This window comes from Allomesorhizobium camelthorni, from assembly GCF_011045125.1.
Taxonomy (GTDB): Bacteria; Pseudomonadota; Alphaproteobacteria; order Rhizobiales; family Rhizobiaceae; genus Allomesorhizobium; species Allomesorhizobium camelthorni.
Window position 1 is genome coordinate 1 of record NZ_JAAKZF010000071.1, and the last position, 25797, is coordinate 25797.

Here is a 25797-nt window from a genome sequence, read left to right on the forward strand (position 1 = left end):
CTAGCCATGGGCAATGCGATGGTGTTCAAGCCGTCGGAGAACACGCCTCTGTCGGCCCTGGCGCTCGCCGAGATCTACAGCGAAGCAGGCTTGCCAGACGGGCTATTCAACGTCGTGCAAGGCTATGGGGATGTCGGCGGCGCGCTGGCCTCGCACGAGGTCGTCGCCAAGGTTTCGCTCACCGGCTCGGTTCCCACCGGCAGGAAGGTGCTGGCGCTTGCCGGGTCGCTGATGAAGCACGCTACGATGGAACTTGGCGGCAAGTCACCGCTGATCATCTTCGACGACGCCGATTTGGAAAACACAGTCGGCGGCGCAATGCTGGCGAACTTCTATTCAACCGGCCAGGTCTGCTCCAACGGCACTCGCGTCTTTGTGCAGAAGGGTATCCACGACCGCTTCCTCGATCGGCTGACCGAACGCACCAAAAAGATCCGCATCGGCGATCCGCTCGACCCCGAAACCCAGATGGGACCGCTCATCAACAAGTCCCAACATGACAAGGTCACCAGCTATATCAGTATCGGCAAGGCCGAGGGTGCGGCGCTGCATTGCGGCGGCGGCGTGCCGTCGCTTCAGGGTTTTGAAGGCGGGTTCTTCATCGAGCCGACGATCTTCACCAATGTCCGCGACGAGATGCGGATCGCGCGCGAGGAGATTTTCGGGCCGGTGATGAGCGTGCTTTCCTTCGACGGCGAGGACGAAGTGGTGGTCCGCGCCAACGACACCGAATTCGGCCTCTCGGCCGGCGTGTTTACACGCGACCTGCCGCGCGCCCACCGCGTCATCGCCGAGCTTCAGGCCGGAACCTGCTGGATCAACAACTACAATCTCGCGCCGGTGGAAATCCCCTTCGGCGGTTACAAGCAGTCAGGCGTCGGCCGCGAAAACGCGCTTGCCGCGCTCGGCCATTATTCGCAGGTGAAATCCGTCTACGTCGAGATGGGCGACGTCGGGAGCCCGTACTGAGGTTTCCTCTGCCTGGAGCCATGCGGATGGTTGAAAATGTCGCATTGGCCGCGCAAGCCCCGCGTAAGCGCTTGCGGTAATTTTTTTCGGCGGCTATAAGCCCGCGTCTGGTCACGGAGTGTAGCGCAGTCTGGTAGCGCACGTCGTTCGGGACGACGGGGTCGCAGGTTCAAATCCTGCCACTCCGACCAGTAAAATCAATGGCTTGGCACCCTCCCTAAATCTCCTACCCCACAGAAATCCCCACAGAAACGTCCAGTCCCAAGGGACAAGCGCCGGTGGCGAATGCGTGCCTCGGTTCGGATGATGGCCATCTCTAGTTTCTGAACACTTTTCGGAGTTGCTAGGTTAGGTTGTAACGGAACTCTTGGGAGATTGCGCAGCGCCAGACGCAAGAAGCCCGCCGGAGGCATTGCCTAGCAGGTTTCCTGTCCAAAAGGTGGCGTAGGAGGGTCGCACCTTTGGTAACTCAAAACTGCCGCTCCGGTTCGGCAGGTAGGGCACGGGTGCTCTGCGCCTGGGAGCTGTGAGCACAATCACGGACGCACAGCGGAATACTGCATTCGGGCTAAGGGAGTCAGCGACGAAGCCCCCTGCGCCTAAAAATTGAATAAACCCATTCACAAAGCCAACCCCTTAAAGTAGTGGGAGCACAGAGAAATCTCCGGTCGCAGCCTACCCGGTCAAAACAAGGAATCGAAGTCATGAAGAATCTCGTCATCTGCTCCGGCGGATTGGATTCCGTTTCGCTTGCCCACAGGATAGCGGCGGAACACGAACTGGCCGGCCTGATATCCTTTGACTACGGCCAAAGACATAGGAAGGAGCTATCCTTCGCCGCCGCCTGTGCGGAACGGCTGGGCGTGGCCCATCAGGTCATCGACATCCGCGAAATCGGCCGCAACCTTTCCGGCTCGGCGCTTACCGACGATCTCGACGTCCCCGATGGGCACTATGCCGAAAACACCATGAAGGTCACGGTGGTGCCGAACCGGAACGCCATCATGCTGGCCATTGCCTTTGGGATCGCCGCCGCGCAGCAAGCCGAGGCGGTGGGCACGGCTGTTCATGGCGGAGACCATTTCATCTATCCCGATTGCAGGCCCGGCTTCATCGACGCCTTCCAGGCCATGCAGAATCATGCCCTCGACGGCTATGCCGACATTCGCCTTTACGCCCCCTATGTGAACATATCGAAGGCGGATATCGTTGCTGATGGGGCGCAGCACGGCACGCCATTTGCCCAGACATGGTCCTGTTACAAGGGCGGAGAGCGTCACTGCGGACGCTGCGGCACCTGCGTTGAGCGCCGGGAGGCATTCCATCTGGCTGGATACGAGGATCCTACCGACTACGAAGACTCCGACTTCTGGCTCCCAGCTATTCGACGCAGGAGCGCATGATGTTTCGTATTACGAAGGAGTTTCATTTCTCGGCCTCGCACCAGCTCAAATCCTTGCCACCAGAGCACCAATGCGCACGTTTGCACGGGCACAATTACATAGTCGAAGTCGAGCTCTCGGGACCTGAGCTGGATGAATATGGGTTCGTCCGGGACTATCACGACCTGGCACCACTCAAGCGCTACATCGACGACGCTTTCGATCATCGCCACCTCAATGACGTGTTAGGCCACGACCGGGTTACTGCGGAATGTCTGGCCAAGCATTTCTACGACTGGTGCAAGACGCACCTGCCAGAAACCACGGCAGTGCGCGTGAGCGAAACGCCGAAGACTTGGGCGGAATACCGGCCATGACCTGCGCGTCGCATCCCGGAATCCGCGTGAGCGAGATTTTCGGGCCGACCATTCAGGGCGAAGGCGTATTGATCGGTTTGCCGACGGTCTTTGTGAGAACGGGCGGGTGCGATTACCGCTGCTCCTGGTGCGACAGTCTGCATGCGGTGGACAACCGCTTCCGCCATAATTGGCTGACGAGATCCACAGACGAGGTCTGGCAAAAGGTCAGGGAACTCTCGGGCGGAAAGCCTGTAATGGTATCGCTCTCCGGCGGCAATCCTGCAATCCAACCTTTTGGCGAACTGATCGGACGCGGGCATGCTGAAGGTTACCGCTTTGCGCTGGAGACCCAAGGGTCGGTGGTCCGGGACTGGTTTGGCAATCTCGACGTTCTGGTGCTCAGTCCCAAGCCGCCATCAAGCGACATGACGACTGATTGGGCGGCATTCGAGGCCTGCCTCGAGGCAGCGCACGGCGTGCAGGTGGTGCTCAAACTAGTCGTATTCGACGACTGGGACTACGCCTATGCCAAAGATGCCGCGGCACGCTATCCGCAACTGCCCGTCTATTTGCAGCCGGGCAATCACACGCCGCCACCTGCCGATGCTGATGACGCCTGGATCGACATCGACGGGATCATGAAGCGGATGGAATGGCTGGTGGACAAGGTGATCAAGGACAGGTGGTTCGAGGCGCGCGTACTGCCGCAACTCCATGTGCTGCTCTGGGGCAATAAGAGGGGCGTATGAAGGAGGATGCCGTCCAATGAATGGAGGGCTTCTCCGGAGTCGGCGGCCGCCGCAAAAAGCTCAATCCAAAGAATCGGCTGGAAATCGCCGAGAGCGTCTTGTCCAGACGCAAGTCAGCGGCTGAAATGGCGTGGCTCTACGGAGTCAACCAGCCGACGGTATCGAGAATTATCGCCGAGCACAGACGAAAACTGGGAAAAGGCCATGCCCAACAGCCATGACCTCAAGGGTCTGATTAAGTTCCTCTCCCGCGACGAATGGCGCGATTGTTTCGAAGATGTTCTCGACGATCATTTCGGGCCGGTTCTCGACGCCAGCAACATGGACTTCGATGATCTGGCCGAGATGCTCGGCGATCATTGGGCAATGACGCTTTGGGGCTGCGCCTTCGAGGATTTCCTCACTCAGGATTTCGAAGTCGAGGGCGGCAATATCGTCGACGAGTATCTGAAGCGGCGCGGTTGGAAGGAAGGCGCCCAGGCGAAAGCTTACATGAAGGCGCTCCGGACGTCGGTCATGAGCCTCTACGAAGTCAGCGACATCGTGCCGGGCAAATCCCTGATGGCTCGCGATCTCATCCGCGGCGGAGATCCTGTCCTGGTCAGCGAGGGTACTGCCACGAAGACATTGCAGCAATGGGGCAGGGTTGCGGCCAGGATCGTTCCCGTTGCGGGCAAGAACATAATTGGCGGAGGATTGCTACCGTTCACGCCGGAAGCTTCCGATGCGCTGTTCGATGGTTTGCGGGCGATCTTTGGCAAAGGTCCGTCCAAAAAACTGCCCGTTCCGACAAACGAAGAACTTCAACAGGCCTCGCCGATATTTACCCTCGCATGGCTGTTTGACAGCCTGGGCCGGACGATGCGGATGGAGCAAACCACCTTCGAGAATGGCGACGGTGACGCCATCGTCTTCCACGATGTCCGCTTTCCGTTGACATCCGGGGTCACCCAGAAGGAAATCACCGCCCAGCTGAAGACAGTCCCGGCTCTGCGACAGGAGAACGCGAGATTCTGGAACTGGCTTGGCGACATCCCGAAGGGAAGGCTCAAGGCCGGCAAATCTGGGAACCTCGCATGGGACACTACCATGGAAGACGGCACGCGGGTTCTTGGAAATGTTGAATTGAAAGGTCGCACCTTGCATCTGTCGACCAATTCCGCCGCCCGAGCCGAAAAAGGAACGGCGCTGATGCAGGGGGCGCTGAACGATCTGGTTGGAAGGCCGCTCACCGAAATCCGTACCGTCGAGCAAATGATGGCCGAAAGGCCCGTCCGTGACAAGGATACGGCTGGTCCGGAGCTGCCACCCGAGATCGCCACAAAAGTCGTTCATGAGTTTTTGGACAAGCAGTATCGCGAAACCCTCGACCAGCCCGTCGGAATGCTGGGCAATATTTCTCCGCGCGAGGCCATCAAAACCGCCAAGGGTCGCGAGAAGGCCGCCGAATGGCTCAAATATCTTGAAAACCGTTCTTCAAGCCAACCTGACCCAAACGATCCCATGGCGACCTATGATTTCCGGTGGATCTGGGCCGAACTCGGTATCGAAAATCTTCGTCGATAATCGCTACCGTATATCTGATGTCCCCATAATGTACTGGAGCCAAGTTGGGGTGTCAGGCTTTGAATCGGCATCCCAACGTGGACCCACCCCGCCACTGGAATTGCGACGGCGTATGATGCCGCTCGGCGCCGCAACCCACGCCGATTCCAGAGCAAGGGTTTTCTACCACCCGTTGACTAAGGTCCGTAAGTCCTTGATGTTGCGTTGGGGAATAGATGTCTAGCATTGAAATGGAGTGTCTCATGGCTGAGCTCAAGGAAACTGAAACCAATCAGGCACTGACCGAGGTGCCTGTGAAAGAACAGACATCCGACACCAAGAAAAATGTGCTGAAGCCCAAGAAGCCAACAAGGCAGCAGGCACGCGCTGTGCGGACCAGCTCCGCCAAATCGGGCAAGCCGGCACCGTCAGCTGAAGCGGTCGTGTCCCCTGCGGTTCGGGCAGCGCGCAAAATATACTCTGAAGCCGAGCGGGAGCAAAAACTTGGTCAGATCGAGAAGCAGACAGTTCGAGGGGAGAGTATCAAGGCCGCTGTCAAGAACGCAGGAATATCGGAACAGACCTATTATCAGTGGAAGAAGGTTGCCGGGAAGGCACCCCAGAGCGACGAGCTCAAGGATCTGGTGAAGCTTGAAGAAGAGAATGCCCGCCTGAAGAAGCTCCTCGCCGACCGGCTTCGCAAGGAAAACGCCGAACTCAAGAAGAAGCTCGGGCTTGGTTGAGCCCGGCCTGCCCGGAGGGTCAGAGTTTTACACAGAGATTCAATATGTTAGCAGCTGGTTCGCCAACCCATTTCCCTCGTATTCTCTCATATGGTCTGGCGGACCTAATGACCAAGAAGAGGAATGACCTCAGGTTGTTCTACGCCGCAAATTCGACCTCCCTCTTAGCGTTCCCCCTCGTTGTGCGGCTCCAGCGCTTCTCCAAATAATCCCCTACGGAAGGCTTGAGACCCCAAGCCGACCTCTACTTCCGCACAGGGGTGGCAGCATCGCGCACCGAGTCGGTCATTGAGGCGGGATTTGCCGTTTCCCGAAAGCGGACCTTGCGGCGAGCGATCAGTAAGTAGCGGTTGGACTACTAGTTTGACATAAAAGCTACCTGACGGGGCCTAAGAGTTGCGGCCGGGGTGCGCGCCATAAAATGGCATCAGATGCCGCCGATGTTGTCTGTCGTTGAGGGCAGCGAACCAAGGTTCCCAGAGGCGTTCCTGAGCGCGTCTGACAGCACCGGCGTAATCGACGTTCGACCACAGGATCGACCAGAGCGTTCCGCTGTGTTGCGCAAGAACGAAATCGATCGCGCAGATCGGGTCCAGCGGCGGCGTCGCAATGCGGAGGGCTGGAGTCTGCATCAGCGCCGTGAGTTCCACCTCTGGCTCAGACAGAGCGTCGGTGAGGCATATCCCTGGCAGGAAGCCTGGCAGCGCTGCAAATTCATCCTGAGCATGGCCGCCACGCTGGTAGTGTCCGAGGACGCCTCGGCGAAGTAGTGCGTGTCCACGCGCCAATGATCTTGGACCGAGATGGCCCGCGCTCCATAGGTGGCGGTGCCGGAGACACGAACCTGCACCTCTGCGCGGCGAATTCGGTCCAGGGCTTCATTCCCAAATCGCTCAATTCCGCCGGTGTCTTCCCAACACTCATAGAGGCTTGAGTTGGTCGCTTCTCCGAGCTGGGCTCCCACCGGGTGCAGACTTCGGACGGACGGGCATGGCATCGGTATGTTGCGAAGACGCATACGGCGATAACCACGACCCGTCCCAACCTCAGTTAGAACTGATGTCGCGGCGGCCCGTGCGCCGCTAACAGCGGTGCGCAGGCCAGCACCCGTCTGCACCGTCTCAGGCCGCTTCTCCAGATGCACGGCGAGATGATCGAGTTCTGCTAAGGGACTAGCCCACCAGTTGGGCAGGCTCGCTTCGTAAGCCTCGCCAGTTCATCGGTGTCGACGCGGGGATCATCGCGGAACATTACCGCCACCTCGACCGCCGATTGCTCCGGATCGATCCATGGTTCCCGCGGCGCGCGCTGCACAAGCGTTACCGCACGTGCTGGGTCGACGGCTTTGCGTCACCGCTTCGCGATGACAAAGCGCAGAGCCTCCAGTACCGCACTGGTGGCTGGAGCACGGCCAAGCGGCCGCCAGAGATTTTGCGGAGCCGATCGATTCGCTCCTCGGAGTTGCGCTGATGCAGATACTCGTCGTCGTCGACCCGAGCCAGAAGCTATCGATCCCACGCGCCCAGCCAGCCCTCCGCGCTGGTGTTCTAGTACCAAGTCCGAAGCCGTGGCCGACTTTGGGAAACCTGGAACTGCACCTCAGTGCCTCCGGCGAGGGAACGCGGCATTATCTCAGTGGGATTCGCCCCAATCTGGGTTTGGCGCAGGCCAACTGCTTGGACGAACGCGCCTTTGCGCCAGTCAGAGCCAGAAAGGCTTGCAAGCCGACGGGAAACCCTCTCCTGCTTCGCACAACCTTCCAGTTTCATGTTGGCTGGAGGGATTCGGCCCGTTAGGGTAACGGCAAAAAATTGGGGGCAAGCGGTTGTACAAACCAGGCGGAACAATAGCGGAAGCGCTCAGCCGCATCCAAACAAAAAGCTACGTCTTGCCTGCTATTCAGCGTGGATTCGTCTGGAAGCCAGAGCAGATTGAGCGGCTTTTCGACAGCCTGATGCAGGGTTACCCCTTCGGAACATTTCTTTTCTGGAAAGTTGAAGCGGCGACGAGCGCGAAGTTTAAGTTCTATGACTTTGTCCTAAATTACCACCAGCGTGACGCCGCCCATTGTCCCGAGCTGCCCAAGCTGCATCATCAGAGCGTCACCGCAGTTTTGGACGGGCAGCAACGCCTGACGGCCCTGAACATCGGCCTTCGTGGGTCGATGGCTATCAAACAGCCGAACAAATGGTGGACGAATCCGGACGCATTTCCCAACCGAACCCTCCGGCTCGATCTACTATCTCCACCTTCGCCTGACGAGGACGGCGCGCGGTATCGGTTCAAGTTTATGGACGAAGGGCAGGTGGCGCGGGATGAAGGATCCCATTGGTTTCCCGTGCCGGAAATCCTCGGCATGAAAGATGGGCCGGCGATGTTATCTGCGTTGCGAAAGCGCGGACTCGATGGCGATCCATTGGAACGGGCATACGAAATTGTGGATCGCCTCCACCGCGTGGTGAACTCCCACAACCTGATCAACTACTACGAGGAGGAGACCCAGGACCTCGAACGAGTCCTCAACATCTTCATCCGCCTGAATTCGGGCGGAACGATCCTATCCTATTCAGACCTCCTGCTCAGCATAGCTGTCGCTCAGTGGAAGCAAGTCGACGCCCGCGCCGAGATTCACAAGCTGGTAGATGAACTGAACCGCATTGGGACAGGATTCGCGCTAAGCCAGGATTTCGTTCTGAAGGCCGGCCTCATGCTGGCGGATATCGCGTCCGTCGGGTTCAAAGTCGAGAATTTCACGACCGCCAACATGCTTGCGCTGGAATCGAATTGGCTCGCCATCCGATCCGCGCTGGTACGGACGGTAGAACTTGCCGCCAGTTTCGGCCTGAACGGACAGACCCTGAAGGCGGATAGCGCCCTGCTGCCCATTGCGTATTATCTCTACAAGCGAGGCGCGCCTGCCAACTACGTGACCCACAGCCAGTTCGCCGAGGATCGCAGTGCGATCAGGGGCTGGCTGGTGCGATCAATCGTCAAGGCTTCCGGCATCTGGGGGAGTGGTCTCGATACCCTGCTTACGGCACTGCGCGAGGCGATCCAGTCAAGCGGCGGAACAGTTTTCCCGGTCGAGCAACTGCGGCAGGTGATGAGCCAGCGTGGCAAATCGCTGACATTCGAGCCGGCCGAGATCGAGGACCTCCTCCACATCGAGTACGGCGACAAGCGGACCTTTCCGCTCCTTTCGCTTCTGTTTCCGTTCGTCGATCTGCGCAATCAATTTCACGTTGACCACGTCTTTCCTATCTCCAGGTTCACCGCGACCAGGCTACAGCGGCAAGGATTCAGCGAAGCGCAGGCTGAGGTCATGGCCCGGCACGCGGATACACTGCCGAACCTCCAACTGCTCGAAGGCGCCATCAACAATGAGAAGCGCGCCTCCCTACCGGCGGCGTGGCTCGCCGTTCATCTGCCAGATTCGATGGCGCAGCAGCACTACTGCACCAAGCATGAACTTGGGGATGTGCCCGCTGATCTGGAAGGATTTGAATCCTTCTGCGCCGCGCGACGGGATCGGCTCCGGATCAAACTGACCGAGTTGCTCGGTAGTCAAGCAGCCACCTCGATGTCGGCTGCCGCCGCGCAATGACAATTCACCCAGTCCCAATCATACCTTGCAGTCAGGAATAGCAGTGCCACGAGGACGCAAACCAGGAACGAAGAACGCAGCACCCAAGCCGGAGAAGGTTGCTGCGCCTATCGAGACGACGCTTTGGGCCGCCGCCGATAAGCTGCGCGGCAACATGGACGCCGCCGAATATAAGCACGTTGCCCTTGGACTGATTTTCCTGAAATACATCTCGGACCGGTTCGAGGCCCGCCGACGGAAGGCGGAAGCCGACCCTGAAGAGAAAGGATTCCTGAACGACCCCGAGGTCTTTCGTGATCTCTGTCTCGCAGACAACGTTTTTTTCGTGCCGGATCGCGCGCGGTGGGATTTCCTCAAAGCCAACGCCACGAGCACGAAGCCGACGATTGGCGAGCTGATCGATCAGGCAATGATCGATATCGAAACCGAGAATGCCAGTCTGCGTGGTGTCCTCACCAAGAATTACGCGCGCCAGGAATTGGACCAGACCAAGCTCGGTGAAGTCCTGAAGCTGTTCTCGGACATCAAATTCGAGGATTCCCACCAAGGACAGGATGTCCTCGGTCGTGTCTACGAGTACTTCCTGGGCGAATTCGCCAAGATGGAAGGCAAGCGCGGGGGGCAGTACTACACCGCAGGTAGCGTGGTGAAGCTGTTGGTCGAGATGCTGGAGCCTTTCAAAGGCCGTGTGTATGACCCTTGCTGTGGTTCCGGCGGCATGTTCGTGCAATCCGAGCGCTTCGTGGAAGAGCATGGCGGCGGCCTCAACGAAATCTCCGTCTACGGTCAGGAGTCCAACGCCACGACGTGGCGCCTCGCTAAGATGAACCTGGCCATCCGGAGCATCGAAGCGAACCTTGGTCCCAAATGGGCGGACACCTTTCACGAGGACCTGCACAAGGGCCTGATGGCGAAATACATCCTTGCCAATCCGCCGTTCAACGACAGTGACTGGGGCGGTGAAAAACTGAAGGGTGACGGACGCTGGAAGTATGGTGTCCCGCCCGCAGGAAACGCCAACTTTGCCTGGCTTCAGCACATCATCCACCACCTTGCTCCAGATGGATATGCAGGCGTGGTGCTGGCCAACGGTTCGCTCTCGAGCCAGCAATCCGGCGAAGGCGACATCCGCCGGTCCTTGATCGAGGGAGTTGAGATCGCGGAACCGAATGGGACGAAGACGCTCCTTCCCGGGCTCGTTGATTGCATCGTGGCGCTCCCGGGGCAGCTCTTCTCTACGACGCAGATCCCAGTCTGCCTCTGGTTTCTCACACGCGACAAATCCAACGGCATCTCACGCGACAAGAAGCTGCGCGACCGCACGGGGGAGATCCTTTTCATCGACGCGCGCGGGCTGGGAATGATGGTCTCGCGCACGTTGAAGGAACTCACCGACCAAGACATCGCCAAGGTCGCCGACACCTATCATGCATGGCGCGAGGTTGACGGACGCTATGCAGACGTACCCGGCTTCGCCAGGACCGCCACGGTAAAAGAGATTGCTGATCATGGGTACGTGCTGACACCGGGACGGTACGTCGGCACGATGGAAGTAGACGCAGATGGCGAACCATTCGAAGCCAGAATGATCCGTCTAACCGAGGCTCTGCACATGCAGATGGCTGAAGGTACGGCGCTGGACGAGCGCATCCGCAAAGCCTTAGCGGGGGTGGGTTATGGCTGGTGAGTGGGCACTGACCACGCTTGGTGATGTGACCGATGTTCTCACCGGGTTTCCGTTCAAGAGTTCCTCGTTCTCTGAGGATAGTGATGATGTGAAACTGCTTAGGGGTGACAACGTCGCGCAGGGCAGCCTTCGTTGGGACAATGCGAAACGCTGGCCGAATGCAGCACAGAGTGACTTGGATAGCTATCGCCTCCTCGAAGGTGACCTCATACTGGCGATGGATCGCCCCTGGATTGAGGCGGGCTTAAAATTTGCCGTCGTCCGACCTCAAGATTTGCCGTCCTTGCTCGTTCAACGAGTTGCACGGCTGAGGGCGCGCGTAGGTGTCGATCAGCGCTTCCTAGGCTACGTTATCGCGTCTCGATCGTTCACTGATTACATCCTGGGCGTCCAGACGGGCACAGCCGTACCCCACATCAGTGCAGGTCAGATCCGGGCGTTTAGCTTCAAATTGCCCGCGGCTGCCGACCAAAAGGCTATCGGTGAGCTGCTTGGATCGCTCGATGATAAAATTCAGTTGAATCGGCGTATAGGTGAAACGCTAGAGGACATGGCGCTAACGCTGTTTAAGAACTGGTTCGTGGATTTCGGTCCGGTCCGCGCTAAGGCCGAAGGGCGCGTTACCGGGCTTTCGGCCGAGATGAGTCCGCTGTTTCCCGAAGGCTTCGGAGCGGATGGCTTGCCTGAAGGGTGGGTGAAACGGCCGCTCCTTCAACATGCGCGTCTGATCTCGGGAGGCACTCCCAAGACTGATGAGCCGGCATATTGGAACGGCGCTGTGTCATGGGCCAGCGCAAAGGACGTAAGCCAGTGTCCTGATCGGCTTCTGATCGGGACTGAACGATCCATTACACAAAGGGGCCTAGTCGAAAGCGCTACCCGGATCGTGCCTGCGCTTTCGACTGTCGTCGTCGCCAGAGGTGCAACGACAGGAAGACATTGTCTGTTCGGGCGCGAAATGGCCATGAATCAGACGTGTTACGCGCTCAGCTCGCTCAACGAGACGCCCTTCTGGCTGACCTGTGCCTTCGCCCACCTAGTGGATGAACTGGTGCAGGGGGCGCATGGCTCTGTGTTTGACACCATCACCACCACAACGCTAGGTGCCGCCCATGTTATTGATGGTGGGCAAGCATTAATGCTCGCGTTTGAGGCGTCGGTTCAGCCACTGTATCAGCGGATACTTGGGCTCATTGAAGAGGCCACCACACTCCGTACTCTCCGCGATACACTTCTTCCAAAGCTCATCTCCGGCGAACTTCGGATCAAGGATGCTGAGGAGGCGGTGGCAGCATGAGCGAACGAGGCGTCGACCTTGCTTGGTCCATATTTTCGGATTTGCCGGACGAACCTGAGACCAAATACGGCGCAATGCTGGTCAACTGGAACGGCCAGACGGGCCGGACGACATACGACATGGCGCAATCCTACAAAACGGCCGCCTTCCGCTTGCTGGACGAGGCTGGAAGCTGCAACGAGTCCTGGGAGAGCGTCGATCCGATCCTGTTCTGCTTCCGGCACGCTCTCGAACTGAATCTCAAGGCGCTCTATGAGGCCCTACCGAAGCGAAACCATGGCCTCCGTGACCTCGCAAACCACCTCCACGACCGCCTGACAAGTTGTTATCAGCAGTCGCAGTTGGACTGGCTCAGGGATCGCATTGTGGAGTTCGATACCGTCGATCCGCATTCGACGGCGTTTAGGTATGACGATGTTGCCAATGCCAATGTCGCGCCAGAGGTGTGGGTCGACTTCGCTCAGTTCCGTCTGATCATGAACGCAATCTTCAGCGCCCTTGACAGGGTCCGGCTCGACGACTTTGAGCGCGTCAGGAAGGAAACCTGACGATGTCTTACTCGCTCCAGATGCTCCGCACCCTGCTTGAGATCCATCCCGATCGGGCGGAGCCCCTAAGGATTCACATAGAGGCTCTGGAGCGCAGCATTGAGAGTCAGCCGGCCTTCTGCCTGCAGAGCGTGAGGACGCTTTTCGAGGCCGCGCATTCGACGATAGGGCCACGCCTGGGTATCGAGTTTCGCAAGAAAGACGGCTTTCCGGACCGAATGCGCGGGCTGATCGATGCGATGGATTTCTCCCTAGCAGATCATCCCAATGCGGCGGATATCAACGAACACATCAAGGCGCTTACCAAGGGAATCGATGACGTCGCTGTCGCGCTGGCGAAGCTGAGCAACGTACCCAACATGCGCCATGGCGGATCGCTCGATTGGGGAACGCTGCAGCGTCAGCATGCATTAATGCTTGGCGGCCTTTGCGACAGTCTTGTGGCTTTCCTGTTTGATGTCGCCTGGAGTCGGGTGGTCCCGGCGTCACAAGACGACAATGCCGCGACCTACGATACAAATTCTGCGTTCAACGAGCATCTCGACGCCGAGTACGACATGGTCGAAATCGCCGGCGCAAGCTTCCCACCGAGCTACGTTCTCTTTCATTTGGACGAAACGGCGTACGATGCCGCGCGCATCGATTGGGAGGCAGAGGGAGCAAACGCAGGCGCTCAGAACGCCGAGATCGCGGCATGACCGAGAGTTACGCCCTGCCGACGGAAACGCGACGTCTTGAGCTTGCCGAGGAGGCGGTCGAACTCGCCGCTCTATCCTGGTTCGAACTGATTGGTTGGAAATCGGTCCCTGGCGACTATCTCGCGCCTGACGGTCCCATGGGCGCCCGTGCGGATTATCGGCAGGCAATCCTGGAGCCGGAACTGCGTAGCGCGCTGGCAAGCCTCAATCCAGAGGCGACGGCAGCCATGGTCGACGCGGCCATGCGGAAGATCTTGGCCGTGCCCAGCCAGGACCTGATCGAAAACAACAGGCTTTTCCATCCGTTTCTCGTCACCGGCGTTCCAGTCGAAATCAACGACCGCGGGGAGACGCGAACTGTCGGGCTGCGAATGCTTGATCGCGATAACGCCTCGGCCAACCGTCTGCTCGTTGCGAACCAATTCATCGTGAAAGGGGACCGCGGCGTCGTTCGCACGGACCTGACCGCTTTCGTGAACGGGATCCCGGTTGCAATCCTTGAGTTCAAGAACCCGGCCAGCATCAATGCTACGCTAGAGCGGGCACATACCCAGTTGAGGAATTACGCCGAGAAATGCCCGGACCTATTCCGTGCGAACCAGGTTCTCGTCGTAAGCGACGGCATGAAAGCCCGGATCGGGTCCCTCACGGCGGAACCGGATCGGTTCGCGCCCTGGAGAACCATCGATGGAACCGATCTGGATGACAGCGGTCGGTCAGAACTCGAGGTGCTCATCCGTGGAGTCTTTGCGCCGGAGCGCTTCCTCGATTTCATCGTCGACTTCGTGGCGTTCGAGGTGAAGGAGGGGACCGTTCGGTCGAAGAAGCTCGCCGGATATCATCAATTCCATGCCGTCCGGAAGGCATTGGCATCTACCGTGGCCGCGTCGCAGAACGGTTCGCGGAAGGGTGGTGTCGTCTGGCACACACAAGGGTCTGGCAAGTCCCTGACGATGCTGTTCTTCGTGCGTCAACTCCAGTTGGCCAAGGCGCTGAAAAATCCAACGATCGTCGTGGTGACGGATCGCAACGACCTTGATGACCAGCTCTTTGGCACGTTTGCCGACCATAGTGCCGCGCTCCGAGGAACGCCTCGCAAAGGCGAAACAGCGGAGGAAATGAAAAGGCTGCTGTCGGTTGATATCGGTGGTCTCGTTTTCACGACGATACAGCGGTTCCGTGGTGTGGATGGCACACACCCGCTGCTCACGGATCGCAGCAATGTCGTCGTGATCGCCGACGAGGCCCATCGAACGCAATATGGGTTCAAGAAGACATTCGTGGAGCGCGACGGCGAGATCAGGGAAGTCGTGGGGTTCGCGGACTATCTCCATCAGGCCCTGCCGAATGCCACGGCCGTCGGGTTTACCGGGACACCTATCGAGGAGAGGGATCGCGACACCTACGGAACCTTCGGCGAGGTCATCGACACCTACGACATGACACAGGCCGTGAGGGACAAGGCGACCGTTCCAATCCACTACACCGCGCGGCTGGCCAGGTTGCATCTGGCCCTGTCTGAGGCGGACCGGGCCCAACTCGACACGCTAGCGGAGGAGCTAGCAGAGGGGGAGGACGCCGCGGTTGAGCGGATCAAAGGCAAGCTCACCCGCTTTGAGGAGATCGTCGGCGCTCCGGATCGCGTCGAAGAGATTGCGGCCGACGTTGTGGAGCATTTCGAGAAACGCCGGGAGGCAATGGCCGGCGGCAAAGGAATGATCGTCGCGGTCAGCCGAAAAGTGGCCGTGATGCTCTATGACGAGATCGCCAAGCTACGTCCGGATTGGGTGTCCGCAGACCCGCGCGACGATCCCATTGGGATGTTGAAGGTGGTCATCACGGGGAACCGCTCTGACGATCCGGCGCCGCTGCAGCCGCACCTTCGGACGAAATCCCGTTTGGAGACCCTAGCTGGCAGGTTTAAGGATCCGACTTCCGGCTTCGACCTCGTCATTGTTCGGGATATGTGGTTGACGGGCTTCGATGCTCCGTCCCTTCATACCCTCTACATAGATAAGCCGATGCAGGGCCATGGCTTGATGCAGGCGATCGCCCGCGTCAACCGGGTATGGGGCGACAAGCCGGGAGGCCTAGTCGTCGATTATCTCGGTATCGGAGCCGAGCTGAAGGCGGCGCTTTCGAAATACACTCAGGGCGATCGCGACCAGGTGCGGATGGACACCGATGAGGCTGCTCGGCAGACGCTTACAAACCTTGAAAGCGCCTTGGCGCTCTTGGAAGGCGCACCGTGGCGTTCCTTCTTTGGCGCAAGTCCCGCTCAGCGCCTTACGCTTCTCAAGCAATGCCTGGAGCACCTACTGTCGACCCAGCAGCGCGATGCCTTCATCGATGTCGCCCTGAAGCTTGAGGTCGCTTACGCGATCAGCGCCGGTGACGAGCGGGTCACGGCGAAGCGCGATGAGATCGCGTTGATTGCGGCCCTGCGGGCGAACCTGGTGAAATACACCTCTGGCGGGGGACGCAGCCGCGCCACGGTGGAACGCGACATCCGCCAACTCCTTTCGCGCGCGGTGATGGCTAATGGGATACTCGACGTCTTCCAGTCTGCTGGCCTTGAGCAGCCCGATCTTTCGATTTTCTCCGAGGAATTCCTAGCCGAGGTGCGAGGCAGCAAGCACGAAAACCTGGCGATCGAGACCCTTCGGCGATTGCTCGCTGATGAGATCAGATCGCACGCCCGAACTAACATTGTCCAATCGACGAAATTAAGCGAGCGCCTCGACGAGACCCTCCGGAGGTACCATAACCGAGCCGTCGATAGCGTGCAGGTCATCGAGGAACTCATCGACCTTGCCAATGAGATCCGAGACAACGCCGCGCGCGCCCGCGAAATGGGTCTCTCCGAAGAAGAGATAGCATTCTACGAGGCACTGGCGGAGAACGGGTCGGCAAAGGAGTTGATGGCGCACGAGACGCTGCGGACATTGGCACAGCTTCTGGTGCAAACGATTCGCGCGTCCGCGACGATAGATTGGACCCGCAAGGAAGGAGTCCGAGCCAAGATGCGGATAGAAGTTCGAAAGCTGCTTGCCCGTTATGGCTACCCACCGGACCTGCAAAAGGCGGCTGTCGATCTTGTCGTCCGGCAGGCCGAAACAATCGCCGCGGATTGGGGGTAGTTGGGTCGTTTGCCGGGATAAATCCCGGGAGCAGCCCTGCTGGCGCTTCAGGCTGCTCAATCGGTTGTCGTCGGACGAGTTCCAATACCTAGGCGTGATCGTCGGCGGCGTCCTGATCCTGCTGTTCAACTTGACATGGGTGGACCCGCTGATCACCGCGGCCATCGCCGTCTACATCTTCGTTCACGGCGACCTGGAGATCCCTGAAAACTATCAGCATCCTGATGGAGAGCGCCCCGAGCGACTTCGACCTGCCGGGCATGGTCCGGGCCATGGAGGCATTCGACGGCGTCGAGAACGTGCACCATGTGGCATGTCTGGCGGCCCGACGAGGAGCGGCTGGCGGCCGAGGCTCATGTGGCGGTCCGCCTCGCAGACCTGGAGTGGGTGGACAGGCTTACCTTCAGTGATGTTGTGCAGCATGAAGCCCATCACCAGGAACGTGCCCAATCCGGCCGCGCCCGCCGCGAACGCAGCGCCGATGGGCAGTCCCTCGCCAAGATTGTGCAAGCCGATGCCGAGCGCGACTAAGGTGGCGAGCGCAAAGTTCGGTGGGCACACTCCGTCGCGGCGGCCGACCGCGATCAGCAGGAGGAAACTCGCAGCTGCTGCGAGTGCGACATGGCGACGGTCATGCCCCTTGCGCTTGGGGCCAATCGAAACTGCCGGACACCGAGAGCGGCAGGATATGGGCTTTCAGTCGTTTCGAAACTATGCCCCTCCATCGCCCGGGATCGTCATTGTCGTCCTGGCCAGTGTTCAGGCGCTGTTGGCGCTCGGTAGACTCGCATCCCTTTGCAGTATCCGCGCCGCGGCCTGGTTCTGCTCGGGTGGGACCCAGACGACGCCCTTGTCCGATGGTGACGTCAGCAGGACGGTGGAGCAGGGCAGGCCCGCTGCGTCGAACTTGCGCGCGATGAAATCGCTCTCGCCTCGGTCATGGCTCGACATGATCAGCTGATAGCCATTGAGTTCGACCATGTTGCGCATCACGTCGACAAAGGCCGCGGTGTGGATGATGTCGTTGTGCTGGAGCGGATCGTCGAGCAGTAGCGCCCGCCAGCGCGACCAGGGATAAGCGGTGCTGGCGGCGCACAGAATGCTGAAGCCGTTCGCGGCAAGCTGGCCCTCGCTCAGCACGACTTGCGGCGGCAGGTCCTTCTTGGTCTCGATGGCGTTCTCCACTTTCTCGCGGTAGCGGAGCGCCATGCCGAAGGTGGTCGCATCGACCCGCGTATCTGCTTTGAACTGGATGCTCTCGCCCGGTGTGCTCAGCATCGCCTCGTTAAAATCGTCGATCACCGAGTTGAGTGGATCGAGCACCCGCGCGGAAAAGTCGTCGGCCTGTGCCTGCAGGTCCTCCGAGTAGCGTTTTACCGCACTGCGCGAATTGGTCGTCAGCTTGACCGCCGCGCGCGCGGCCTCGAGCCTGGCTTTGAGCGCGGCAAGATATTTTGCGGGATCGTTGACGCCATCCTCCTCGCCGTTTGCACGCATCGACGCGATGATCTCATCGATTTCGCTCTGGAGCAGGGCATCTTCATTGTAGCGGGCAAGCACCAGCTGACGATCGGCCAGCGATCGCAATCCTGCCAGCACGGCGTCTATGACGGCGAGGCCGCGTTCATATTCGGCCTGGCTAGGGAGGATGTCGCTGAGGCCAGACTGGGTCCAGCGCTCCTGCATTCGTCGCGCAGACTGTTCCGCGCCCGCGCGCGTCACCTCGGCGGCCGCGAGGTCACGCCGGGCAGCATCGAGCGCGATCTGTTCACGCTGCACGGCCGCAACCGCGGCGCTGGCGGCTTCGGTGAGCGTTGCGAGCCGTGCGCGTGCGGATTCGGCCTGCCGGCGTTCCGACGTTAACCTGGCCTCGAGGTCGGCGATCGTCGCATTCGACACATTGCGGGCCGCGATTCGGTCGGCGCACGCCGCATCCTCAGCCTGAAATTGCGACAGCCGGGTTCCAAGCTGGCTGTCCCGCGCGATCAGATCGTCGAGATTGGCCGCCGCCAATGATCGCTGCTCGGTCGCTGCAGCCGCACTCGCCGCGAGCGGTTCGAGCGCCGCCTCGGCCGTCGCCAGCGCGGCGTCCGCGTCGCGCACGCGGGCAGCGGCTAACGACGCGAGATCGCTGACGGGGGTCACTCCAAGTGTTTGCGCAATCGCGGCGCGAGCGTCCGTCACTGCGTCCGCAGCCACTGCCGCCGCCTTCTCGAGCCCCTCGACTGCTCCTACGTCTGCTCGAAGGCGATTGATCTCGGCACTCAATGGAAGGCGCAACGTGCGCAATGTCTCGAGGGCTTCATCGGCCTGGGCGAGACGGCTGTCGCTACCGGACGCCGCTGCCTCGGCCAGCGCCTTGAGCATGCCCGGTTCGAAATGAGTCTGGCAGACCGGGCAATCGGTGTCGTCCTCATGCAGATGGCTGGCGAGCTGTGACAAGGCGGCGCTGATCGCCGACGCATGCCGATCGGCCTCCGCGCGTTCGCGCTCGGCTGCAGCAATCCGGATGTCGAGATCTGCAAACTGCCGCTCGAGCGGGATGAGCGCGGAGGTCGCACGCTCCGCTGCCCCTCGGCCCTGAGCAAGTGCAGCGCCGGCGGCGCCGGCTTCGGCCTCCAGATCGAGACAATCCGCCATCGAGTCGTTGAGCGCTCTGGCTGAGGCGGCGAGGCTCCTCAACCGCGCAACTTCGGCAACCGCCTCGCCATGCTGATTGATCGTCGCGTCGGCGTTTTCGATCGTCGTACGATGCGCGGCGATCGTGTCGCCCAACGCCGCACGATCCTTCGCATCGGCCGCGAGCAGTTCGGCCAATTGCGCGCGGCGCGCCAGATCGGTGCTGGCTGCCTCGAGCATCGCTATGTTCTGATCGATCGTGGCGATCGCGGTGTTCTGAGCTGAGACGGGGTCGTTCGCCGCGCCGACGTGCGGTACCGCGCGATCGAGGCGCGCCTGCGCATCGCCGACCTCGCTGCGAAGTCTCACCAAGCTGGGATGGTCGAGCCTAGCTTCAGCCTGGCTTACCGCAAATTGCGCCGGAAGCGTCGACAACGCCTCCAGTGCCGATTTGCGTTCGCCTGAAGTAATCAGCGCGTCGCCGATCCGGTCGCCCAGCGCCGCGAGACGCTGGCCGACACCCTCACCGGTAACAGCGAGGGGCTGACCCGCTACAAGCTGCTGCAGATCGGCTTCGAGCCGGTCGATCCGGCCGGCAACCTCGTCCGCGGACAGGATACCGGTCGCGCGTGCGGCCGAGCGTAGCCGCTCCAGGCGGGTCATCCATCCCTGCCAGTCCGCGATCCGACGGTCGAGCATGGCGACCGCCCCTTGCTCCTTCTCGATGCGCCGGGTGAATGCGGTGACGGTAGGCCGCCCGCGCAGGCCTGCACGGATTCGCTCGAGCCGGTCGATGCCGCTGGGTCCCTTGAGTGCCTGCCACTGATCCTGTGGGTCGCGGCTCGTAAATCTCTGCTGTGCTGCCTGACCAAGGAAATGGGTGAGAGCGAGATAGGTCCCCAGATCGTTGATTGCGCGGCGGTCAGGTCGCGCGAGCTGCGCGATAATATCTGCCATCGCGGTCCCACCAGCAGCGCTGCGCTCGATGGGATCGCTCCCCGAGAAGGTCAGCGATACGCGATGTGATCCGGGCTCGGCGCCGCGCCGGGTGAGATAATCTTTCTCGACGAGGTTCTTGCGTCCCTTTCGCAAATAGGGCTCGAAGCGCCGGATCTTTTTGGTCAGTCCCCATTCGATCGCGTCGAAGAAACTGCTTTTGCCCAGACCATTTGTTCCGGTCAGTAGCACAAGGCCCGGCGCCGCCGGCAGCTCGATCTCGAAGTCGCCGAAGGTGCGGAAATCATGGATCGCAATGCGGGACAGGAATATATTGCTCATGCCTGTCCCCTCCGCTCCCAGGCTTTGATGAGCGCCGCGACGATGTCGTCGGGCGACTTCTTCTCATCGAGCGCGATGCGCTCCCATTCGTCGGCGATCGTCCGCGGCAATCCCGGCGCTGTGGCGCCCGTTCCGCTCAGTTCGTCGAGCGCTGCGTCTTCGAACTGGCCTTCCGCATGCACCCATGGGCGGGCCAGGAAGGTTCGCTTGAGGAAATCAGCGAAGCTCTCCTCGTCCCGCTGCGCATCCTCTGGCCGCAGCCAGGCAAGCTTGCGGGCAACCCGGTCATCCCGCTCAACCATCAACGCCAGCGCTCGCCACGCTTCCTGCCGTTCACTCGAGCGCGGTCCCAATAGCATCAGCTGCAGGTCGAGGGTCTCATTGCTGCCCAGAAACGAACGCGCGACGACACATTGATTGCGGCACCGCCTCAGCGTTTCGAGCACCGCCTCCATTGTCGGAACGTCGGGAAGGACGCTCAGCACGATATTGAATCGGTCGATCCGGATCGCATGGCTTTCCGCCGGCAGATCGGTCGGGCTGAGCGAGGTCGATCTGGCGGACCCTCCATTGAAGGTCGAACTCGCCAGCTCCGCGCGATCCTCGACCTTGAGATCGAGCGCCTGAGCCGCCTTGCGAAGCCGATCCGTGAAGTCCGCCATTCCTGGTGACAGGGTCGACTTATCCGTCATGCCGCGCCACCTTTCACGATCGCCTTGTCCAACGCCTCGAAATGCCGCGCCTCGACGGCGACCAACAACGCGCGCAGGTCGGCCACGCCAGCCGCGACCGCGTCGGCAAAGTCGCGGCTGATCGACATGATCACCGGGCCCGAACCGTCGGTGTCGCTGAGCGCCGGCTGATCGGTATCAATCTGCGCGAAGGGCCGCTCGGCGATCCGGCTGACCTCGATCGCACCCTTGCGACAAGAATGACGAACTGAGTCTGCCACATATAGGAGGCGGCACACAACGACATGTCGCTGCCGTTGATCATATCGGCCGCGCAGCCATGTCCAGCCCAGGCGCTGTCGCCGTCCCGCAACCGGACGAGGTTGCCCGGCCCGGCACTCTTTGGCGAGGTTGTCTGCCAGGCAGAGGCGATCGCGAGCGCGACCGCCGTTCCGCGAACAATGGCGCTCCATTTGGTCGGACCCACCAAGACCTGCGCAGCTTCAAGGCTGTCGTCGTCATCGACGGCGCAGATCATCAGCCGGAGAAAATGATTGAGAAGCGCGGAGTCGTCCGTGAACGACGCATGCCAGTCGGCCCATGTCGCGGCCATTGCGGCGCGCACATCATTTGCCACAGTGAGGTTGATCCGACGACCGGGATCGGCGCTGCTGGCAAAAAACGGCTGGAGATGATCGTTCAGCTGTTCGAGCAACCATGTATCGAGGGATCGGTGGATCCGTCGGGCAAGGATAGCAGGCGCGAGCTCCACTGGGTCCTGCGCAGCGCCGCCCGGATTGCCGCCTTGGATCGCCGGCATATCCATACCTTCGGCATGGGGCGACTCGAGACTGAGTGCTCGGACATGCTGGGTCCAAAGGCCTGGAGCGGCATGAAGCCGGCAATTGCCACTATGGCAGGCAACGCGCAGCACGGCGCCGGCGACAGCCCCGAGCGCCCCTGGTCCATCCGGAAGGATGATCTCGAATGGCTGGTGCTCGCTCCATGACCTGACAAGCTGTTCTGCCGAAACCTCGCCGGACCATCGGACACGATCGCCCTCGCGCAGCAACTGCACCGGAATCGGCAGCTGATGGGCGGCGAGACGCTGTATTCTCGGCGCGAGCGGGATGTCCGCCTTGCGCGCCGCTTCCTTGAACAAGCCCCGGGCCTGACTGGATAATTTGGGTACGAGCGTCGCCTCGCCATGGCGGGCCAGCCACTCCTTGTGCGTGGCGTCATAGCTCGCCAGATGGTCAGCGAACGGTTCCCGAACGACATCGCGGCGCGGCCCCCGCCGGACGATCACGGCATCTGCGGCGACAGTCTCGCCGGCACAATCGAGCCAGAAGTCGGCGACTTCAGCAGCCGGGTCGGGAGCATTTATGCGCGTGACTGCACCGCATTGAAGGTGACGAAAGGAGCGTTGGGTATCCCCTTCGCATGCCTTGATCGTAAGATAGGCCGCGAGCCGGTTAAGCGTCGCGGTCGACACGTCGAACAGTTCGGCGTGCCGGGTCTGAAACGTTAGCCGCACGCCAGGACGCAACTGCTGCGCGACGGCGGCGACGAGCCCGATGTCGGTTAGCAGTTGAAGCAGTTCGGCATCATAGGCCGCCATGAAGTCGAACCGCGCACCCTTGGCATCTTCGGCGCGAGCACGCACGTCGATCGCCGCGAGGATCGGCTTTAGTCCGGCGATTCCGGGATGATTGGATATCAACCTGATCATGCCCGCGTGGTCGAAACTGCGCGCTCCGGCGGCCACGAAATCGATCAGCCCGCCGTCGCCGGCCCCACTGATGAAGAAGCGGGGTGTCGGTCTACCTTCGAACTCGGCGACCGGAACCCCGGCATCGGACCAGTAGCTGGCGCTCTGTATGGCCGGAACCGGTTCGCGCGGCTCGAGCCCGAAACCGACCGCCAGAAAAACCATGTTGAACTGCCCGCGAAGTTCTTCCTCGGGGGCTGGGGGCGGGGCATTCAGGTCCGTGAAGTCGACCTGATAGCCGTCCGCGACGGCGGTAAGCGCCGTGACCTGATGGCGCAATCGCCGCTCCAGCCTGGGCGCGAGCCTGACCGCAATGTCTTCAAAGCCGAGCAAGACATCGTCGCGCACGGAACGGCATGTTCCGGATTCCCAGTCGAGGATCGGTAAGTCAGCGATGGGATCCGTCGTGTCATGCGCCGGCCAGTCATAGATATGAGGATCGAGCCGCCGACGATCGGTCGTCGACTGGAGCGGCAGCAGCTCCCCAGCCAATTCGAAAAGCACGACTTGGGACTCGGATACCAGCGCGGCTGCCGCTGCGGCGGCAACACCGGCCGCGCCACCACCGACGACCGCGATCCGCGGGTTGGAATGTAGGTAGCCGAGCTCCTTCAGTGCGTGCACCAGCGAGAGCGCGCGAACTTGCTGCGAATAGAAGGTGATGCGCCGGTCGAAGCTGCCGATCACGAACAAGTTCGGTCGGTCGCGAACCGCCGCGCCGTCGATGACATCTTGCGGGAGTAGAGGCTCAGCCAAGGCATAACCCACTGTGCCAAGGGCAGAGTTTGAGCAGTGAAGCTACCGCCCATTTTTGCATTTCTTGAATTGTCCGCCCCCCGTAACCCATCGATTGTACGTTTGCTTGTCTGCCTGTGAAAGCTCCGCTGCTAAGAAAAAAGCGAATTTGGTTTAGTCGATCCGCGTTGCCTTGTCTTCATACGAGTGAATAGAGGCGATGCGTTCGACCCGTACGGCGCTCTCGCGGCAATGTCCGTGTTCGCGGTGACTAGACTGGAAGCTGCCAGTCAGCAACCGTGAACAGACACGTCATTCCACGTTCGGCATGGCTACGACAGCCCATGCGCAATCTTCTTGTTCCCAAGCGGAAGATCTGTGTCCCCTCGCCCCGTGGCGTTAGCTCTTCACTCGGAACCCGAAAATGGCTGGCGCCGCGATTCCTTTGAGATATCGGCGGCCGGCAAGCCATCCCTTTTCGCCTTCGCGAACGCTCGGTCGCTTCCAAGGAATGCCTCGAGCATGAACGGGATGAGCTCCGCGATAGATTCGGATTCGCCATAGATCTGACGATACAGCGATGCATAATCATGAAGCTCCCGGTTCAGCTCGGCACTGACGGTGATGGTGATCTTCGCGGGCGAGCGGTCGGGCAGCTTTCCGAGCTTTAGATTTGCCATCGGTGATCCTTCTCCTGGCCTATGGTTCGCGCAAACGCTCAGCCACTGTATGGCCGCAACACGAGGTCCTTGTGGACGATCACGCGCAGCGGCCATCCGGGACGGACAGTGATGGTGGGCTGGACGTCGAGGTTCTTTTCGGTGATGCGTTGGCCGGCGCGGCTTACGTTTTGCTGCGTGGATTCGCGGACGGCTCGGACCAGATCGCTTTCCTCTTCGCCGAGGCTCAACTCGGTGGCGACGCCGAGCAAAGTTGCAAGCGCAATGCCCTTGATCAGTCGCCATGTGTGGAAATCGACCTTGTCCTCTAGTCCGGCATAACCGGCGGTTTCGGTGGCGGGCAGGTTGTCGATTTCGATGGAGGAGCCGTCGGGCAGCAGGATGCGCTGCCAGACGAGCAGCGCGCGCCTTTGGCCGAAGGCAACAACGCTGTCATAGGTGCCGATGAGCCGCGAGCCCTGCGGGATCAGCAGGGCACTGCCGGTCACTGTGTCGTAGACGTTCTCGGTGACCTGGGCGACGACGAGACCCGGCAGGTCGGAATTGATCCCAGTGATCAGACTCGCGGCGATCACGCTGCCGGCCATGACCTGATGGGGCGACGCCGGCGTCTGCAGGGCGTGGGGATTATAGATGCCGCCCGTGTCGCGCGCCTGCAGGAAATCCAGCTTGCGCTGCTGGTTGTTCTGGTCCCTCTCCGCCGGCGCCACGGAAGCCGGCGCCAGTCCGGCGTCCGGCTGTGGAATGGAGGCATGCAATGGCGGCCGCACCTCCTGATTCCTGCTGTCGGCGTTAGGTTGCCTTGCCTTGTTCTCGATCCGTAAGAAAACTTCAGATTCGCGCGCCTGAATCGCCTGCTGCGCCAATCGCTGTTCCTCGGCGGAAACGTCCTGTCCCGGTGCGATGCCGAGCTGGCGTTGGCGCTCGAGGATCGGTCGCCCGAGATCGCCAGGGAGAGGCGGTCCGAGCACCGGCGTATCGGGCTTAATCGCAGAGTAATCCCCAGGAAGCGCTTCAAGCCCTTCCGCAGTCGGTTTGCGCTCCGTGTCGTAGAGTTCTTCGGCCTGCTCCTTGATGCGCAGAGCCGGCCCCTGCAGCGCAATCATCGTGACGCCGAATATGGCGCCTGAGCCAAGCGCAGCGATGGCGATGATGACGCCGCGTCTGAACCGCACGACGCGGCGCGGCAACGCCCGCAGCTGCAGCTCCTCGGGATCGACTTTTGGAGGAACATCGGATCGGGATGTACCGGTCATGAGCCCTCCCCTCACCGGCCCGAGCGCGCAAAGAGTGATGGACGCCGCCGTGGCTTGCCGTCGGTC

At 60.7% G+C, this 25797-nt stretch carries 19 protein-coding genes, 1 tRNA gene and 2 pseudogenes; 14 read left to right on the forward strand and 8 right to left on the reverse strand.

All coding sequences use genetic code 11. The features are described from left to right. From G6N73_RS28065 to G6N73_RS28095, 7 genes are all read left to right on the forward strand, one after another. On the forward strand, positions 1-969 hold a 969-nt coding region (locus G6N73_RS28065; protein ID WP_165033239.1), incomplete at its 5' end, for an aldehyde dehydrogenase family protein. Between the two features lie 114 nt (positions 970-1083). Beyond that, positions 1084-1160 (forward strand) — tRNA-Pro (locus G6N73_RS28070). Positions 1161-1673: 513 nt separating this feature from the next. Further along, positions 1674-2372: a 7-cyano-7-deazaguanine synthase QueC gene (gene queC, locus G6N73_RS28075; RefSeq protein WP_165033240.1), complete on the forward strand. Its 699-nt coding sequence runs from the start codon at positions 1674-1676 to the stop codon at positions 2370-2372. Further along, the gene (gene queD, locus G6N73_RS28080) at positions 2372-2728 is read left to right on the forward strand and encodes a 6-carboxytetrahydropterin synthase QueD (RefSeq protein ID WP_165033241.1); all 357 of its coding nucleotides are present in this window, start codon (positions 2372-2374) and stop codon (positions 2726-2728) included. Before queC ends, queD begins: the two co-directional genes overlap by 1 nt. Beyond that, positions 2725-3459: a 7-carboxy-7-deazaguanine synthase QueE gene (gene queE, locus G6N73_RS28085; RefSeq protein WP_165033242.1), complete on the forward strand. Its 735-nt coding sequence runs from the start codon at positions 2725-2727 to the stop codon at positions 3457-3459. Before queD ends, queE begins: the two co-directional genes overlap by 4 nt. A 204-nt stretch (positions 3460-3663) precedes the next feature. Further along, the gene (locus G6N73_RS28090) at positions 3664-5025 is read left to right on the forward strand and encodes a DUF7986 domain-containing protein (RefSeq protein WP_165033255.1); all 1362 of its coding nucleotides are present in this window, start codon (positions 3664-3666) and stop codon (positions 5023-5025) included. 242 nt (positions 5026-5267) lie between these two features. Beyond that, the gene (locus G6N73_RS28095; protein ID WP_165033243.1) at positions 5268-5747 is read left to right on the forward strand and encodes a transposase; all 480 of its coding nucleotides are present in this window, start codon (positions 5268-5270) and stop codon (positions 5745-5747) included. Positions 5748-6136: 389 nt separating this feature from the next. Here the strand turns inward: G6N73_RS28095 and G6N73_RS28100 are convergent, their stop codons facing one another. Then, on the reverse strand, positions 6137-6397 hold the full coding sequence (locus tag G6N73_RS28100; protein ID WP_165033244.1) for a hypothetical protein: 261 nt from the start codon (positions 6395-6397) through the stop codon (positions 6137-6139). A 1175-nt stretch (positions 6398-7572) separates the two neighbouring features. Here G6N73_RS28100 and G6N73_RS28105 point away from each other — a divergent pair. The 7 genes and pseudogenes from G6N73_RS28105 to G6N73_RS39000 form a co-directional block, all read left to right on the forward strand. Further along, the gene (locus tag G6N73_RS28105) at positions 7573-9351 is read left to right on the forward strand and encodes a DUF262 domain-containing protein (protein WP_165033245.1); all 1779 of its coding nucleotides are present in this window, start codon (positions 7573-7575) and stop codon (positions 9349-9351) included. Positions 9352-9394: 43 nt separating this feature from the next. Next, positions 9395-11038: a type I restriction-modification system subunit M gene (locus G6N73_RS28110; RefSeq protein WP_343044766.1), complete on the forward strand. Its 1644-nt coding sequence runs from the start codon at positions 9395-9397 to the stop codon at positions 11036-11038. Further along, a complete protein-coding gene (locus G6N73_RS28115; protein ID WP_165033246.1) occupies positions 11028-12335 on the forward strand; it encodes a restriction endonuclease subunit S in 1308 nt (435 codons plus the stop codon). Before G6N73_RS28110 ends, G6N73_RS28115 begins: the two co-directional genes overlap by 11 nt. Then, a complete protein-coding gene (locus G6N73_RS28120; protein ID WP_165033247.1) occupies positions 12332-12883 on the forward strand; it encodes a hypothetical protein in 552 nt (183 codons plus the stop codon). The genes G6N73_RS28115 and G6N73_RS28120 overlap by 4 nt, the downstream gene beginning before the upstream one ends. A gap of 20 nt (positions 12884-12903) precedes the next feature. Beyond that, entirely contained in the window at positions 12904-13581 is a 678-nt protein-coding gene (locus G6N73_RS28125; RefSeq protein ID WP_165033248.1) for an abortive infection family protein, read from the forward strand. Then, positions 13578-16721 carry a type I restriction endonuclease subunit R gene (locus G6N73_RS28130; RefSeq protein WP_165033249.1) on the forward strand — a complete coding sequence of 1048 codons (3144 nt, stop codon included), beginning with the start codon at positions 13578-13580 and terminating at the stop codon, positions 16719-16721. The genes G6N73_RS28125 and G6N73_RS28130 overlap by 4 nt, the downstream gene beginning before the upstream one ends. After that, positions 16639-16896 (forward strand): annotated as a pseudogene (locus G6N73_RS39000) (hypothetical protein); the annotation flags it as partial. The gene G6N73_RS28130 and the pseudogene G6N73_RS39000, both read left to right, overlap by 83 nt. A gap of 224 nt (positions 16897-17120) precedes the next feature. On the opposite strand, the pseudogene G6N73_RS37310 reads toward G6N73_RS39000, so the two are convergent. The 7 genes and pseudogenes from G6N73_RS37310 to G6N73_RS28160 all read right to left on the reverse strand — a co-directional run. Further along, positions 17121-17342: pseudogene (locus G6N73_RS37310) on the reverse strand (ZIP family metal transporter); the annotation flags it as partial. A gap of 138 nt (positions 17343-17480) precedes the next feature. After that, entirely contained in the window at positions 17481-20618 is a 3138-nt protein-coding gene (locus G6N73_RS28140; protein WP_165033250.1) for an AAA family ATPase, read from the reverse strand. Next, complete coding sequence (locus tag G6N73_RS28145) at positions 20615-21310, reverse strand: ABC-three component system middle component 1 (protein WP_165033251.1); 696 nt, start codon at positions 21308-21310, stop codon at positions 20615-20617. Before G6N73_RS28145 ends, G6N73_RS28140 begins: the two co-directional genes overlap by 4 nt. After that, complete coding sequence (locus G6N73_RS38390; RefSeq protein WP_343044768.1) at positions 21307-21531, reverse strand: ABC-three component system protein; 225 nt, start codon at positions 21529-21531, stop codon at positions 21307-21309. Before G6N73_RS38390 ends, G6N73_RS28145 begins: the two co-directional genes overlap by 4 nt. Continuing rightward, positions 21441-23816, reverse strand: a complete 2376-nt coding sequence (locus G6N73_RS28150; protein WP_165033252.1) for an ABC-three component system protein — start codon at positions 23814-23816, stop codon at positions 21441-21443. Before G6N73_RS28150 ends, G6N73_RS38390 begins: the two co-directional genes overlap by 91 nt. 386 nt (positions 23817-24202) lie before the next feature. After that, positions 24203-24475 carry a DUF2274 domain-containing protein gene (locus G6N73_RS28155; protein WP_165033253.1) on the reverse strand — a complete coding sequence of 91 codons (273 nt, stop codon included), beginning with the start codon at positions 24473-24475 and terminating at the stop codon, positions 24203-24205. A 38-nt stretch (positions 24476-24513) separates the two neighbouring features. Beyond that, positions 24514-25731, reverse strand: a complete 1218-nt coding sequence (locus G6N73_RS28160; RefSeq protein ID WP_165033254.1) for a TraB/TrbI/VirB10 family type IV secretion system protein — start codon at positions 25729-25731, stop codon at positions 24514-24516. Between the last annotated feature and the right edge of the window lie 66 nt (positions 25732-25797).

What these genes read in the sequence shown, in the direction of transcription:
- queE (WP_165033242.1), top strand. Translation starts at nt 2,725, where the DNA reads ATGACCTGCGCGTCGCATCCCGGAATCCGCGTGAGCGAGATTTTCGGG.
- queD (WP_165033241.1), top strand. Translation starts at nt 2,372, where the DNA reads ATGTTTCGTATTACGAAGGAGTTTCATTTCTCGGCCTCGCACCAGCTC.
- G6N73_RS28090 (WP_165033255.1), top strand. Translation starts at nt 3,664, where the DNA reads ATGCCCAACAGCCATGACCTCAAGGGTCTGATTAAGTTCCTCTCCCGC.
- G6N73_RS28145 (WP_165033251.1), bottom strand. Translation starts at nt 21,310, where the DNA reads ATGACGGATAAGTCGACCCTGTCACCAGGAATGGCGGACTTCACGGAT.
- G6N73_RS28160 (WP_165033254.1), bottom strand. Translation starts at nt 25,731, where the DNA reads ATGACCGGTACATCCCGATCCGATGTTCCTCCAAAAGTCGATCCCGAG.
- G6N73_RS28120 (WP_165033247.1), top strand. Translation starts at nt 12,332, where the DNA reads ATGAGCGAACGAGGCGTCGACCTTGCTTGGTCCATATTTTCGGATTTG.
- queC (WP_165033240.1), top strand. Translation starts at nt 1,674, where the DNA reads ATGAAGAATCTCGTCATCTGCTCCGGCGGATTGGATTCCGTTTCGCTT.
- G6N73_RS28130 (WP_165033249.1), top strand. Translation starts at nt 13,578, where the DNA reads ATGACCGAGAGTTACGCCCTGCCGACGGAAACGCGACGTCTTGAGCTT.
- G6N73_RS28115 (WP_165033246.1), top strand. Translation starts at nt 11,028, where the DNA reads ATGGCTGGTGAGTGGGCACTGACCACGCTTGGTGATGTGACCGATGTT.
- G6N73_RS28140 (WP_165033250.1), bottom strand. Translation starts at nt 20,618, where the DNA reads ATGAGCAATATATTCCTGTCCCGCATTGCGATCCATGATTTCCGCACC.
- G6N73_RS28125 (WP_165033248.1), top strand. Translation starts at nt 12,904, where the DNA reads ATGCTCCGCACCCTGCTTGAGATCCATCCCGATCGGGCGGAGCCCCTA.
- G6N73_RS28155 (WP_165033253.1), bottom strand. Translation starts at nt 24,475, where the DNA reads ATGGCAAATCTAAAGCTCGGAAAGCTGCCCGACCGCTCGCCCGCGAAG.
- G6N73_RS28095 (WP_165033243.1), top strand. Translation starts at nt 5,268, where the DNA reads ATGGCTGAGCTCAAGGAAACTGAAACCAATCAGGCACTGACCGAGGTG.